This window comes from Methanomicrobiales archaeon (assembly GCA_030019205.1).
In the GTDB taxonomy this organism is placed as follows: Archaea; Halobacteriota; Methanomicrobia; order Methanomicrobiales; family JACTUA01; genus JASEFH01.
This window is the reverse complement of the sequence record JASEFH010000004.1, coordinates 106,411-120,067: the sequence shown is the minus strand read 5'-3', so window position 1 is coordinate 120,067 and position 13,657 is coordinate 106,411. Positions and strand designations below refer to the sequence as shown.

Genomic DNA, 13,657 nt, shown 5'->3' with positions numbered 1-13,657 from the left:
GTATGCCGGATGCCGATGCTGATAATCGTTGTGCCTCCCTGTTCCCGAACGTTTCCATTGCCTGAAGTATCCCGGCGAGGCGATGATACCCTCCCGGAACCGGGTATGGCCGCCATCGGCTGATCTGCCAATCAGCAGGGCGGATCTTTGAACCGATGCCGCATGATGGGTATTCGATAGTTGCATGGTCGGGGTCAATCCGTCCGCGTCCTGTCGAACCGGAGGGGATTGCAGCATCGCGCGGAGAGGGCGTGGGGAGCCCGTGAGGGGGAGGGGGACGGACAATCGAATTGGGTGCGGGGACAGGAGAGCGGTGCCTGAATCGAGCGATACCGCAGGAGATCGTAACGCCCCGGTGCCTGAAAAAGAGTTTAGATGAGGAACTGGATCGGGTGGTGGGTGTCGGGAGCCAGATCGATCCCGAGGTCCCGCGCCGCCTCCAGGATCACGATGTCCATGTAGGCCTGGCAGGTGATCATGGGCTCGACGTTCTCGATCGGACCGTACATGATCAGGTCCGCACCCAGGGTGCTCGCGACCATGTTGCATCCGATATCCGGAGCGGACCATGCCGCCTGCTTGATGCCCTCCATGCCACCGAGGTAGTGGTGACTCATCTGCTCCAGCAGGGCAGGTTTGCCCTCGTATCCCTTCGCCAGCAGCGACGGGGTCTTCGCCGTTCCTTTCCAGCGGCGCAGCCACGTCCATGCCACCGTCATGTTGTGGTAGGCGCCTCCGGTGGGATACCCGAAGATCCCCTTGCACGCCAGGATCTCGCGGTAGGCGCTGCCGGATCCGAGCCCGAGCGGCGTTGCCGCCGTGTCCAGGATCGGGCGGGTGATCCCGCACTCCTCCGCGATCTGCAGCATGCCCTTTGCCTGGCCGGCGACACCGCCCTCGGCGAGCACCTTCTGCCTCCCGGCGACGGAGGGGTCGGCGGGGTTGAAGGCGAGCACGATCGCGGAGTTGACATCGCTGTTCTTCAGCGCTTCAACGTTCTCGGGAAGGATGGACCCGTTGATGGAGTTGTAGATCGCACGGTCCGCCACCCCGACCTCGGTCACGTACTTGCAGGCGTTCGCCAGCACCGCCGGGACGGACGAGTCCATCAGGAATGCCGTCTTGCTGTCGATGCTGCAGAACCAGTCGATGTACCTCTCCATCGCCTCCGCGTGCTCGGCCAGGATCTGGAGGAAATGGGGGATGCCCACGGTATCGGACAGCTCCTGGCAGCGGCTCCAGAGCGCCTCGGCTTTCGGTTTGTCGATCTTCCCCGTCTTGTCGTCCAGCACGATCTCGTGCTTGTTGTAGAAGATTGAAGCGGCGAGCACAGTCGGGTACTGACCCGGCTGGCCGCCGATCTTGGTTCCGTTGAAGTCCCAGATCTGTTGTTCTTTTTCAAATCTGAACATACTCAGTCACACCTCCCTCATACTAACGTGCTCAGTCTCGGCAACAGGATCAGCAGGATGAAGAAGACCGTCAATCCTGCCACGATCCCGTACAGTATCCCGATATCCCTACCTATCTTTCTGCCCACTCTCTGGGCGATCTCCGCATCCACAAACTCGATCTGCTTCTCGATCTTGTTGAGCCGCTCCTCGATCTCGAGGAACTGGGGGCTCACGCCCGCGACGCCGACCTCCATGGCCGCGCCGCCGGCTTCCTTGACCTCGACGACCATCGGGTCGGCGGCGAACGCTCCCGGATCCCGGGCCTTGAGCTCGTTGATCTTGGCCTTGATCGTGCCGATATCCTCGGTCTCCATGATATCCACGACCTCGACCTGCTCCTGCCAGCGCTTGATGTGCTCATCCTTCAGGTTCTCGATGAACGGAATCGCCCCTTCCGCGCCGACCACGCGCCCGTCCTTGACCCCGCCCTTGTGCAGGGCCTTCATCGTCTGCCCCGAGAGGTGCCCCTTGACCTCGGTCCCGCAGGTGATCAGGAACCGGATGTTCGGGTTGCTGATGATGTTGGCAATCACCTTCTCGATACCCAGATTCTCCGTCTTGCAGGAGCCGCAGATCGCCGCCCCGGCGTCGCAGAGACCCTGTTCGTCGAGGTGGGAGCCCATGGTGACGATGGCGATGGGACTGTTGGGGTCCCCGCTGTGGAAGTCACCCTTGGAGATCGGCCATCCGCTGGCCGCCGATTTCTTCTCTGCCATCTCTTCCTCACCTCACAGTACCAGTACCGGCACCACAACCAGGATCAGCGCGAAGGCCAGCCCGATGGCGAATCCCATGACTCCCGAGCTGATCACACCGGACTCCAGCTTGTTGGTCCGGGCGAGGATCTGCGCCTTGTAGCGCATATTCTCGACCATTGCATCGATTGCTGCCATCCTGATGGCGCTAGGTGCTTTTGTCTCTTCTGCCATTTCCATCACCCCATCAACAGGAATCCCAGCAGGGCGAAGATCACGATCAGCCCGATCATGATTCCCTCGATCTTCCCTGCATACACACCGGCAGCGAACTTGTCGCGGTATCCGATGTCGACCACCATCTTCTCGATGGTCTTGATGCGGGCGTGGATGAGCGCGAGCTCGCCCGAGAGCGGCTTCACCTCGCCGGTGACCTCCTCGGCCGCGCCGCCGGCTTCCTTGACCTCGACGACCATCGGGTCGGCGGCGAACGCTCCCGGATCCCGGGCCTTGAGCTCGTTGATCTTGGCCTTGATCGTGCCGATATCCTCGGTCTCCATGATATCCACGACCTCGACCTGCTCCTGCCAGCGCTTGATGTGCTCATCCTTCAGGTTCTCGATGAACGGAATCGCCCCTTCCGCGCCGACCACGCGCCCGTCCTTGACCCCGCCCTTGTGCAGGGCCTTCATCGTCTGCCCCGAGAGGTGCCCCTTGACCTCGGTCCCGCAGGTGATCAGGAACCGGATGTTCGGGTTGCTGATGATGTTGGCAATCACCTTCTCGATACCCAGATTCTCCGTCTTGCAGGAGCCGCAGATCGCCGCCCCGGCGTCGCAGAGACCCTGTTCGTCGAGGTGGGAGCCCATGGTGACGATGGCGATGGGACTGTTGGGGTCCCCGCTGTGGAAGTCACCCTTGGAGATCGGCCATCCGCTGGCCGCCGATTTCTTCTCTGCCATCCTTCCTCACCTCACAGCAGCTGCAGGGCGATGATCCCCGCAATGAGAAGTCCAATCGCAAGCCCGTACCAGAACGCCGTGACGCTCCCCGCAATGGCCAGGGATCTCTCCCGCCCCGGGAACGACGCCAGGAAGTTCCCCTCGCCGGAGAGCATCCCCAGCAGGTCGTCCGAGATCTTCTCCAGCTCCGCGACGCGGTCGATGATCGGCTGGAGCGACTCTGCGGCGGTCGTGACGATGCCAACGAGCGGATCCACGACGAGCCCGTATTCGGGCAGAACATGTACGAATGCCATCAGTGACCAGCCTCCGGTTCCTTGATCGGTTTGGCGTCAAGCCAGAATGCCGCATCCCTCCGGGCGAGTTCGATGTAGCGGTAGTATGTGTAGAACCAGCCGACAATGGCCACCACGAACGAGATCGTCGCTGCCGCCATGCTGATGAATGCGAAGGAGATGACCGCCGCCGGGATCATGGACAGGAACCCGCACTCGAGAGCGAGCATCAGCATCCGGTCCTGCTCCCAGCTGGGGCCGAGACAGGCGTTGAACGGGTGCTGGATCGCGATGCCACCCAGGAGGAAGAGCACGGCGATGATGCTGCCTCCGATCAGGGACGACTCGTAGGTGGTGAGCTCCATGCCGAAGAATGAGATCCGGGACGTGACGAGAGCGTCGAACGTGAAGCTTCCGGTGACCAGCGCCGACAGCCCCATCAGGGTCAGCGCGCCCACGATGGACATCTCGATGAGCGCCGAGACCATCACGGGGATGTGCATCTTCAGGATGGTGTTGGCCATGACGCCGGCAACCGCTCCGATGACGGCAGCCGCGATGACGGCGATGATGGGGACCAGAATGCCGCCGCCGATAGCGAACCGGGTGGCAAACAGGAACCCGATGACACCGGACCCGAACGCGATCATGCCCGCGGACGGAACGCCCGTTCCGATACCGTAGCTGGCCAGGCGCTTGATGGTGTGACTGCCCCAGTAGAGTGCCAGAGTTGCCGCGATCCCGCCGAAGAACGCCAGCAGATCGGTACCCAGGATGTTGTTCAGGTACGTGATGTAGATGCCCACCAGCGATCCGATCAGCCCGGTGGCCAGGATCTGGTTGTGGGGCATCCCGCCCTCTTTTACCTCAACCTTTACTGTCATGCGAACACCTCACACCAGCACGAGCCCGAGGGCGAAGATACCGGTGACTGCCGTCGCAATCGCAGATGCCACGATGTCACGGGGGAACCGCTTGAACTTGGGGTCGTGCGGACCCTCGATGGTGCCCGTGATGTTGTAGGCGGCAAGCACCGCATTCACGAGGAACATCCCGACGGCGAAGATACCGGCGAGCGATACCGCCACGAGATAGATTGCCTCTTTGTTCGTGCTGTAGATGAGCGGAAGCGCGTCCAGGTAGACGTCGAGAAGCATGACGTAGATGAGCGTTCCGCCCAGACCGCCCAGCATGCCGCCGATCACGCCCCCCGCGTAGGAGACGAACGGGAGACCGTGACCTTCGGTACCCTGGGACTTGAACTCCGTCTGCGTGTCACCGGTGATGGGATCCTTTGCCACCTTGCCGGACGCCACAGGAATACCCATGCCGAAGATGTATATGATGTTCACCATGAGCTGGGTGATCGCCATCATGAGCCCGCCGCCGACGGCCCCCGCGGCGAGGGCGACCAGCAGCCCCAGTTCCGCTGCCCAGGCACCACCGAAGAGCCCGGCGAGCCCTGCACCCGCCGCAAGCATCGCGACGCCGGTCGCAATGCCCGGCGCCTGGCCCATGGCTGCCGGCGCACCCCCTACCGGCACGAAGTGCACGCCGAATCCGATGAGCACACCGCCGATGATGATGCCGATGAGTGCGATGAGTATGACCATGATTCCGAGAGTCTCAAGGACGACCATTTACGCCGCCTCCTCTGGTTTTCCATACGGACCGTAGGTCTTGCGGGCCCAGATCTCGATGTAGCGGTCGATGACGGCGAAGATCAGGATCACCAGAATGCCGACGATGACGGCACCCCAGCCGTTTGCGATCTCCTCGAAGATGACCGTACGCCAGAGTTCGAAGAAGACGATCAGACCAAAACAGACACCCGACGCAGGACCGCCGAGTTTGGACGAGAACCATCCGTTATCCAGCGAGTTGCGCTCGCCGGCCTCTGCGTACCGCACGATGTTGCCCGAAGCAGCAATCGGTACGCCCGCACCGAACTTCTGGGACTGGTACTGCCGCTCTTTCCCGTAGAACGGGTTACCGGTCGCAGAACCTGCCGCACCGAGGGCAATACCCCATACGAGGCCGAGCAGCGGCAGCGGGAACGGGTGGCCCAGAGCCACGTTGATCAGGTAGCACACCGTCACAGTCGTGAATACGGCCACGAACGCGTGCGCCATGGTCACGGTGGTCATCGACTTGATGATATCGATGTACACCGGCTGTCCGAACTTTGCAAGACTTGCGATTCTCCCCAGGTATGCCGTGGTGGCATAGATCCCCTGAACGAAGACTGCCAGCGCAGAACCGAGGATGATCGCGAGCACCGCATTCACCTGCATGGCCATCAGAGCCCATGCCACTCCAGCACCCAGCGCTACCCACAATCCGTAGGCAGGGGGTTCACCGGCAATCGCTTTGTTGAAAATTCGGTGAATGTACCCCATCTGCGGAGCCAGCTGAACCTGAGAGTTCGGATCACCCTGGGACCCGATATCAGATTCCGTGTCTTCCGCAGCGCCGGCCACAGTGGCGAGAGCTCCGGCCAGTGCAGTTATTCCGATGCCAAACACAATTTGGTCAACCATTTAGCATCCTCCCCGCGTGCTGTGCACGAGAGCAACTACAAACCTTTTGTGGTTCAACTAAAAGTCGTTTGGCGTTTTATTAAAGTTTTCGAAAAGGTGCACCCTTTAAATGCGCAGTTTCGGAAGATACAGGGGTATACGCCCGAATTAAGCATCTTAAGTTACCTTAATGTAAAAAAAGTTGTGCTCGTGCACCCGGGGTCCCGGCTGCAATCCGAAGGTACAGAGAGGCGTATTCACGGGCAGGAGTTCGCTGCGGCGTTGTTCACGTTCCTACGGGTTCCGAACCGTGATCGGGTGCATCCGAACGAACTCGAAGATACCTCTCCCCCGGGACCGGAATCCGGATAGATTCCCCTCGTTTCACATACGGTGAGGATTGGTGCGAAAAGGTTTTGTTCCCCCATATACCATGATTTTCTTCCTGTCCCCTGCCCCAGAGGCGCCATGCACCCACGGCATCCGCAGAAGAGCATGCCCGCCTGCGGATGGGCGATTCGATCGTTGTAGAACCTTCCCCTGCCGTCCCCGCAATGGCAGCCCGGATCGGTGCCATCCGGGGAGGGGAGTGAACGGTGCTTTGAAGGACCGTAAGGAGAGAGAACCACCTGCGGGGACTTCGCCGGAAAGGCGGATCCTGCGGCAGCCCTCTTCCCTTCGCAGCTCGTGCACAAGCGGGTGGGCACGGAAAGGTCAGCCTCCGTACGGGCGTTCCGTCCTGCGGCAGACCCTTCCGGCATAGCATCTCCGCCCCCTTTCCCCGCTGTCCCCCCGGCACACCCCCCGGACCATCCGCCGCCCTCCTCCGAGCGGCGGATGTCTCATGCAGGAAGGGATGCGTCCCCCCATCGAAGACATAGGGTAATCAGGTCGGCTGCCTAAGGATCGCACTGAGCGATGAGAGACCAATCGATCCCGCAGCACCTGCGAACGGAGATCCTCGCTCTCCAGAGGGGGGAGTTGACCGAGCATCACATCTACCGAATGCTCGCGCATTCGGTGCCGGAGGGGAGCAACCGGCAGGTGCTGTTACGGCTGGCAGAAGAGGAGCACAGGCATTACCGGCTCTGGAGAGATCTGACCGGGGAGCCGGTCCAGCCGGATGCCCTGCGCATCTGGCTGTACTGCGGCATTGCCCGCATCCTCGGGATCACGTTCGGAATCCAGCTGATGGAGGGGGGAGAGAACCGGGCGATCGGAGAGTACCGCAGACTCTCGGCGGAGATCCCTCTGGCGGGGCGGATCGCAGCGGACGAGATCGAGCACGAGAACCAGCTCGCGGGGATGATCGACGAGAAGGCGCTCCGCTACGTGGGTTCGGTCGTGCTGGGACTGAACGATGCCCTGGTCGAGTTCACGGGCACCCTCGCCGGGCTGACGTTTGCGCTCCAGAACGCCCGCCTCATCGCCGGTGCGGGCATCATCACGGGGATTGCCGCCTCGCTCTCCATGGGGGCATCCGAGTACCTCTCGCGGAAGTCGGACGGTCGGGAAAGCCCGCTGACGGCGGCCGTCTACACGGGAGGGGCGTACGTGGCGACGGTCGGGGTGCTGGTCGCGCCCTACCTGCTCCTGGAGAACCCGTTCGCGGCTCTCCCCCTCACCCTCACCGGAGCCATTCTGGTGATTCTGGCATTCACATTCTACATCTCGGTCGCGAAGGGGCTCCCCTTCTGGAGGAGGTTTTCGGAGATGGCTGCAATCAGCCTCGGCATTGCGGCGGCATCGTTCGCGATCGGCCTCGTCGTCCGATCGGCACTCGGCGTGGACATCTGATCGGCGTATCCGCGGCGGGGGTCTCCAGAAATAATACTAGGTATGAGAGCTTACTATAAGGGCGGGAGAGTTGCCAGGATGTCTGGTCCCGATACCTTGGGCGCGCAGCCTCGCCGCCGGGGCAGGCCCCGGATCAACAGGGTGATCGAGAGCGCGGCGCAGTCGCGGTGCTACGAACCGCGGTGCTGTCCGAACGAGGAGATGGTGCGGATTCTCCCCGAGGAGCTCGAGATCCTGCGGCTGGTCGATCTGGAGGGTCTCAACCAGGAGACCGCCGCTGCGACCCTCGGTGTCTCACGGAAGACGGCCTGGCGGGATCTGCACGAGGCGCGCCGCAAGATCGCGGATGCCCTGGTGTATGGCAAGGCGATCGAGGTAGCCGGCTGCGCCCGGGAGAACACGGAGCTCTGCCCCAAGATCGCCGGCACCTGTCCGGTGAGAGGGACGGATCCCTGTCCGTGGCGGCGCTGCTCCCGGGACGAACCGCACTCCGGGACGTGAGGGGGGCAGAGCAGGTGGGCCTGCCGCAACCTTTTTTATTTATGCGCTTATGAGTAATATATACGGAGTCGTCCCCGACCCATCCGGGGATCCGGGTTGCGGGGATGGCTGTGGAGAAGTGTCCCGCTGACAGCCGTCCCGATCACGGAACGGATCCTGATACATGACCGCGGCAGGGAGAGGTGAGCATGAAGACGCCATTGGTTACAGTGGAAGATCTCTGCATGTCCTTTGACGGAAAGGAGGTCCTGAAGCACATCTCCTTCCAGATCGGAAGCGGAGAGATCCTGGGAGTCATTGGAAGAAGCGGAGCCGGGAAGACGGTGCTGATGCACCTGCTGCGGGGTCTGGATCATCCCCCGACCGGCGGCAGGATTGTCTACCACCTGTCCGCCTGCACCCGATGCTCCCGTCTCGAACTTCCCGGAAGAGCCGGCATGCCCTGTCCGCTCTGCGGGGGAGACCTCACGTCCATGGACATCGATCTCTGGAATACGGATGACGAAGGGCTGCGGCGGCGGGTCATGCGGCGGACGGCGACCATGTTCCAGCGGACGTTCGCCCTCTACGGCAACGACCGGGTGATCGAGAACGTGCTGCGGGCGCTGGACGATGCGGGGCATCCTCCGGAATCGGCCATCAGCCGCGCCGCCGAGCTGATCGACCGGGTGAGGCTCTCCCACCGCATGATGCACATCGCCCGGGACCTCTCCGGCGGGGAGAAGCAGCGGGTGGTGCTCGCCCGCCAGCTCGCGAAGGAGCCGGCCGTCCTCTTCGCCGACGAACCCACGGGAACGCTCGATCCGGCCACGTCCGCTCTTGTTCACGACATGCTGGTGGGGGCCGTGCGGGAGAACGGCATGAGCATGGTGATCACGTCCCACTTCTCACGCGTGATCGAGGATGTGGCAGACAGGGCGCTCCTCCTGGAAGACGGCAGGATCGCATCGATAGGCTCTCCGAAGGAGATCGTGGCGCATTTTCTGCAGCAGCGCGGAGCTGCCGTAGAGGAGGGCGTCTGCCCCGCGGGGAAGGCAGTTCTGGTCGCGCGGGATGTGACGAAGAAGTACATCACCCTGGACCGGGGCATGGTCCGGGCGGTGAACGGGGTCAGCTTCGAGATTGCGGAGAAGGAGATCCTGGGCATCGTGGGAGCCAGCGGTGCGGGCAAGACGACGCTCTCCCGGATCATGGCGGGGATCATCGAGCCGACGAGCGGGGAGATGAACATCCGCATCGGGGACACCTGGATCGACATGACCAAGCCGGGGATCGACCAGCGGGGGCGGGCGAAGGAGTATATCGGGCTGCTGCACCAGGAGTACGACCTCTACCCCCACCGCACCGTGCTCGACAACCTCACCGATGCGATCGGGCTCGAGTTCCCCAAGGAACTGGCGGTGCGCAAGGCCGTGCTCACGCTGCGCATGGCCGGCTTCTCCGAGGAGAAGAGCCGCGAGATCCTGGACCGCTACCCGGGTCAGCTCTCGGAGGGGGAGCGGCACCGCGTGGCCCTCGCCCAGGTGCTGATCCGCGAACCCCGCATGGTGATCCTGGACGAACCGACCGGCACCATGGACCCCATCACCAAGATCGACGTGAAACACTCCATCCTCCAGGCCCGCCAGGAGATGGAGGAGACGTTCATCGTCGTCTCGCACGACATGGAGTTTGTGAGGGAGGTGTGCGATCGGCTGATCCTGATGCGGGGCGGAAAGGTGGCGAGGATGGGCAGACCGGACGAGGTGCTTGCCGGGCTGGAGGGCGTCGAGGGGGAAATAGCCGCGTTCTAAACGGCAAGATCCGCCTCTGCGGCCAGCGGCGTTCCGGTGAGCGTTTCTCCGGGATGCCGGCTATCCTCTCGTTCTCGAGGGAGGGACACCCCCACCCGCGGGGGAGTCCGCCGCGCGACAGACGAACCCGTCCGGGGGATCGAGGAGGGGCGAAGCCTGCAGACACCGGCGTATCGCCGCGGGATCCGCGCAGCCTTCGCTCTCTCACCGGTCTGGCGGCGGACCGCACGGACGCGGTGCCGAAGGCCCGGGGGATCCCGATAGTGGGGTCTTTAAATCTCCATTGCACATTATAATATCGGAATGCAGCGCGGATCGGAGATATTTTTCCGTCATGGCAGGGAGTTCGCGTGCAGAAACGCATCCGCCGCCTGCAGGGGACGTACGGAGGAGTCGTAGTTGGTGCTATCCTGGATCGTGGCGTTCAGTCTGCTGGGGAGCGTCGGTGGGATCACCTTGGCCGCCGCTCTTCTCCTCTTCCCCGGCTGGCTGCAGGACAGGATCGTTCCCATACTCATCAGTTACTCCGCAGGGACGCTGCTGGGAGGGGCATTCCTGGCGCTGATTCCGGAGACCCTGGATCTGATTTCCCCTTCCGCCACGCTCACCACCGTTCTTGCCGGGATCGTCCTCTTCTTCCTCCTCGAGAAACTCCTCATCTGGCGGCACTGCCACGACGAGCACTGCGAGGTGCACGACGTATCGGGATCCCTGATCCTGGCGGGAGACGCCTTCCACAACCTGACGGACGGGGTCGTCATCGCCGCCAGCTTCCTCACCTCGATCCCCCTCGGAATCGCCGTCTCCCTGGCGGTCATCGCCCACGAGGTCCCGCAGGAGGTGGGGGACTTCGGCATTCTTCTGCACTCCGGCTATTCGAGGACTCGTGCCTTCGTCTACAACACCCTCTCGGGGCTTGCCACGCTTGGCGGTGCGGTAGGGAGCTATTTCTTCCTCTCCGTTCTCACGGAGTACGTACCGTACGTCATGGCCATCTCGGCGGCGAGCTTCATCTACATCTCCACAGCCGATCTGTTCCCGCACCTCCACCGCATGCCGAGGCTGACAGAAGGTATCCAGCAGCTCCTGCTCATCCTGATCGGGATCGGGACGATCGCTCTCCTGGAGCTGCTGCACTAGGCACGGCCGGAACGCCGGGGCAGCCTTGCACTCCTCCCGGCCCCGAGCCGTATCCCGTAAACGCATCCGGGTCGCTTCCCCGATCCGCGGGAGGGGGGCTCGATGACGATTCCGGTCCCTGCCGCCGGGTCCTGTCGAACCAATGGGGGGGATCCGGAGGAGCCCCCGCCTCTCCCCGTTCCCGTACCGCCAGCACGATAGAGCCCCCTCCCGCGGTTCGGCTGCCGGATCCCCGGGCTGCCCGATCGGCGCCGATCGCCGGGGAAGGTGCCGTCGGCATGCCACGACCGAATGCGCGTCCGCGAAGACAGGCGTCCTGCCCCCACGGAGAGGCCCATGCCGGGGAGAATTTCGAATACTCCTCCCGATCCCGCGAGAGATCTGCCGGAGCAGGACGCAGAGGTGCGCGCGGGAGACTCGCGCCGATTGTGCGCCGAACGAGGCGCATCCACGCATCCGGATACCCTGAGGTGACCTCTCCCGAACCCGCATCCGGGATCGATCGGGAGGCCTTCCGGGAGAAAGGGGGACGACCGCATCGTCTGCCGCCTGTTCCCGAAAATTTTCGGAGAAGATCCCGGATCGCATCCGCCCCGGTAACCTTCCGGGAACGGCTGATCCCGGCGGGGAAGGCGACGGCAATCCGGGAGGTGCTGCAGCGGCATCCGGACGGGAAACACCTGCAGGTCCGCCGCGGACACGGCCCGGGGAGCGGCGGCGAGTGTCGGCATAGAACGGACGGCACCCGTGCGAAGACGGAGAAGAAGGCGCATTCCGCGTTCGGGCTCTTCATCCCGGCGGGTGCAGGCGACCGCCGCCGCCGTCCGCCGGCCCGATCGCTCCCGGAAGGGAGAGCCCGTAAATCGGGTTACAGGATATCCGTCGTGCGACCGCGGGAGTCCCGGGACGCTGCACCGGGGCAGGAACCTCTTCTCCCGTGTTGCGGTCAACCGGATGCAGACCCGCACGATTCATCGAGATCCGTCCTGGCGGCAGCGATCGAAGACGGGCGGAAAAAGCCTGCGAATCGAAGGATTCCGGGAGGACGGGAACAAACAGGGGAGCAACCAGGGGGCCGGCAAGAGACAGGTGCGAAGAGAGGGGGACACTCCCCGCACGGACGGCGTCGAGTTCCCGCATGCCGCCACAGCCCGTATCGAGCCGGTGCCCGTTTGCCGCCCTATCGGGCAACGATCTTCTGGATGAGGGACATGATCCCCGCTCTCCCCTTCCTCCGCCCGCCCGGGAAAACCATCGGCGTGGATTCGAACATCTCGGCATCCAGCCGGTCGGAGATCTCGTCGAAGATCCTCCTGTACGCAGGGCACATCGGATCGACGCCCCGCAGCTCCCCGTCCCCCGGCACCAGGGCGTTGTAGGGGCATCCTCCGCGGCAGTACCTGATGTGGCGGCAGGACCCGCAGGCAGCGTCCACGTAGGCTTTGTACTGCTGCATCCTCTTCCAGGACTCTGATCGGGCCAGATCCTCCTGCGAGGGGTGATCGTACACGCTGCCCATCACCCACTCCGCCATGCCCACGAAGCGGTAGCAGGGGTAGATGCTCCCATCGGGCCCCACCGCGAAGGTGTTCGCCATGCAGTCCGCAAAGGTGCAGACCGTCCCGCGGCGGGTGAAGACGCACCTGCAGAGATCGTCGATGTTTTTGATCTCGATATCGTCCAGGTGCTCCAGGGATCTGTCCAGAAGGTAGACCAGCAGATCCCCGTACGCCTGCGGTTCGAGCGCCCAGGGATCCGCCTCTCTGCTCCGCAGGGACGGCAGGGCCGGGTGCAGTTTCATCACGAAACCGTTGTCGAGGAAGAAGTGGAAAATCTCCTCTTTGTGCACCACCGAACGGGACGTGAAGGTGCAGATGAAGCTCACCCGCACCCCGTGCTCCCGCGCGATGGCGAAGCCCCGCATGGTCTTCCCGAAGTATCCCTCCCCCCGCTGCGCATCGTTGATCGCCTCCGGTCCGTCGATGCTGGAGCCGATGGGGACGTTGTACTCCGCGAGGATGCGGGCGATCTCCTCGGTCATCCGCCACAGGTTGGTCTGCATCGCAAAGGAGGGTTTCAGGTGCGGCAGCCCTTCGGCGAGCAGGGGCAGCGCCTGCCGGTAGAAATCCGCGCCCGCCAGAAGCGGCTCTCCCCCGTGGAACGTGAATGTGACCGGATCCTTTCGGAAATCCTGCAGCCACTCCACCACCTCCCCGACCACCTCGATATCCATGAGGGGCGATCCCTCCTCGGAACTCCAGCAGTAGCTGCAGCGGGCGGGGCAGCCCAGGGTCGGGATGAGCATGACGTGGAACGCGTTTCGCATGTAGTCAATAGTGTACCCGCCGTGCCTGATAAGCGTTCGCAGGATCGGGAGGTTGGCGCATGCCCGTCAGCCGACGTTCGGACGGTCCGCCGCATCGGTCAAGCACCCCGGGAACAGCCGCTCGCGAACGGGAGAATCAATGGATGGTTCGACTCGAAATCCTCATCGATGGCTGACGGCTTTCTGGTATTTTCA

The 13,657-nt window shown here is 63.2% G+C and carries 13 protein-coding genes; 4 read left to right on the top strand and 9 right to left on the bottom strand.

Annotated elements, in window-relative coordinates:
- Positions 1-371: 371 nt before the first annotated feature.
- Genes mtrH through mtrE form a run of 8 tightly spaced genes read right to left on the bottom strand, consistent with a single transcriptional unit; the run spans position 372 to position 5,926 of the window.
- Complete coding sequence (gene mtrH / locus QMC96_04000; GenBank protein ID MDI6875920.1) at positions 372-1,412, bottom strand: tetrahydromethanopterin S-methyltransferase subunit H; 1,041 nt, start codon at positions 1,410-1,412, stop codon at positions 372-374.
- 17 nt (positions 1,413-1,429) lie between these two features.
- Positions 1,430-2,170 carry a tetrahydromethanopterin S-methyltransferase subunit A gene (gene mtrA / locus QMC96_03995; protein MDI6875919.1) on the bottom strand — a complete coding sequence of 247 codons (741 nt, stop codon included), beginning with the start codon at positions 2,168-2,170 and terminating at the stop codon, positions 1,430-1,432.
- Between the two features lie 12 nt (positions 2,171-2,182).
- Positions 2,183-2,383, bottom strand: coding sequence for a tetrahydromethanopterin S-methyltransferase subunit F (locus QMC96_03990; protein ID MDI6875918.1), 201 nt, complete (start codon positions 2,381-2,383; stop codon positions 2,183-2,185).
- A gap of 5 nt (positions 2,384-2,388) precedes the next feature.
- Complete coding sequence (gene mtrA, locus QMC96_03985; protein ID MDI6875917.1) at positions 2,389-3,111, bottom strand: tetrahydromethanopterin S-methyltransferase subunit A; 723 nt, start codon at positions 3,109-3,111, stop codon at positions 2,389-2,391.
- A gap of 11 nt (positions 3,112-3,122) precedes the next feature.
- Positions 3,123-3,407 (bottom strand): tetrahydromethanopterin S-methyltransferase subunit B, encoded by a 285-nt coding sequence (gene mtrB, locus QMC96_03980; GenBank protein ID MDI6875916.1) that lies wholly within the window; start codon positions 3,405-3,407, stop codon positions 3,123-3,125.
- A complete protein-coding gene (mtrC, locus tag QMC96_03975) occupies positions 3,407-4,270 on the bottom strand; it encodes a tetrahydromethanopterin S-methyltransferase subunit C (protein ID MDI6875915.1) in 864 nt (287 codons plus the stop codon). The genes mtrB and mtrC overlap by 1 nt, the downstream gene beginning before the upstream one ends.
- Before the next feature lie 9 nt (positions 4,271-4,279).
- Positions 4,280-5,026, bottom strand: a complete 747-nt coding sequence (gene mtrD, locus QMC96_03970; GenBank protein ID MDI6875914.1) for a tetrahydromethanopterin S-methyltransferase subunit D — start codon at positions 5,024-5,026, stop codon at positions 4,280-4,282.
- Entirely contained in the window at positions 5,027-5,926 is a 900-nt protein-coding gene (mtrE, locus tag QMC96_03965; protein ID MDI6875913.1) for a tetrahydromethanopterin S-methyltransferase subunit E, read from the bottom strand. It lies immediately after the preceding gene.
- Between the two features lie 897 nt (positions 5,927-6,823).
- Here mtrE and QMC96_03960 point away from each other — a divergent pair.
- From QMC96_03960 to QMC96_03945, 4 genes are all read left to right on the top strand, one after another.
- The gene (locus QMC96_03960; GenBank protein ID MDI6875912.1) at positions 6,824-7,702 is read left to right on the top strand and encodes a VIT1/CCC1 transporter family protein; all 879 of its coding nucleotides are present in this window, start codon (positions 6,824-6,826) and stop codon (positions 7,700-7,702) included.
- A gap of 78 nt (positions 7,703-7,780) precedes the next feature.
- Positions 7,781-8,203: a DUF134 domain-containing protein gene (locus tag QMC96_03955; protein MDI6875911.1), complete on the top strand. Its 423-nt coding sequence runs from the start codon at positions 7,781-7,783 to the stop codon at positions 8,201-8,203.
- 188 nt (positions 8,204-8,391) lie between these two features.
- Complete coding sequence (gene atwA / locus QMC96_03950; protein ID MDI6875910.1) at positions 8,392-9,996, top strand: methyl coenzyme M reductase system, component A2; 1,605 nt, start codon at positions 8,392-8,394, stop codon at positions 9,994-9,996.
- Between the two features lie 402 nt (positions 9,997-10,398).
- Positions 10,399-11,136, top strand: a complete 738-nt coding sequence (locus QMC96_03945) for a ZIP family metal transporter (protein ID MDI6875909.1) — start codon at positions 10,399-10,401, stop codon at positions 11,134-11,136.
- Positions 11,137-12,316: 1,180 nt separating this feature from the next.
- Here QMC96_03945 and QMC96_03940 read toward each other — a convergent pair.
- A complete protein-coding gene (locus QMC96_03940) occupies positions 12,317-13,462 on the bottom strand; it encodes a TIGR04083 family peptide-modifying radical SAM enzyme (GenBank protein MDI6875908.1) in 1,146 nt (381 codons plus the stop codon).
- Between the last annotated feature and the right edge of the window lie 195 nt (positions 13,463-13,657).

Coding starts and splice junctions, on each gene's coding strand:
- QMC96_03955 (MDI6875911.1), top strand. CDS start 7,781: ATGTCTGGTCCCGATACCTTGGGCGCGCAGCCTCGCCGCCGGGGCAGG.
- mtrH (MDI6875920.1), bottom strand. CDS start 1,412: ATGTTCAGATTTGAAAAAGAACAACAGATCTGGGACTTCAACGGAACC.
- QMC96_03940 (MDI6875908.1), bottom strand. CDS start 13,462: ATGCGAAACGCGTTCCACGTCATGCTCATCCCGACCCTGGGCTGCCCC.
- mtrD (MDI6875914.1), bottom strand. CDS start 5,026: ATGGTCGTCCTTGAGACTCTCGGAATCATGGTCATACTCATCGCACTC.
- atwA (MDI6875910.1), top strand. CDS start 8,392: ATGAAGACGCCATTGGTTACAGTGGAAGATCTCTGCATGTCCTTTGAC.
- QMC96_03990 (MDI6875918.1), bottom strand. CDS start 2,383: ATGGCAGAAGAGACAAAAGCACCTAGCGCCATCAGGATGGCAGCAATC.
- mtrA (MDI6875917.1), bottom strand. CDS start 3,111: ATGGCAGAGAAGAAATCGGCGGCCAGCGGATGGCCGATCTCCAAGGGT.
- mtrC (MDI6875915.1), bottom strand. CDS start 4,270: ATGACAGTAAAGGTTGAGGTAAAAGAGGGCGGGATGCCCCACAACCAG.
- mtrB (MDI6875916.1), bottom strand. CDS start 3,407: ATGGCATTCGTACATGTTCTGCCCGAATACGGGCTCGTCGTGGATCCG.
- mtrA (MDI6875919.1), bottom strand. CDS start 2,170: ATGGCAGAGAAGAAATCGGCGGCCAGCGGATGGCCGATCTCCAAGGGT.
- mtrE (MDI6875913.1), bottom strand. CDS start 5,926: ATGGTTGACCAAATTGTGTTTGGCATCGGAATAACTGCACTGGCCGGA.
- QMC96_03960 (MDI6875912.1), top strand. CDS start 6,824: ATGAGAGACCAATCGATCCCGCAGCACCTGCGAACGGAGATCCTCGCT.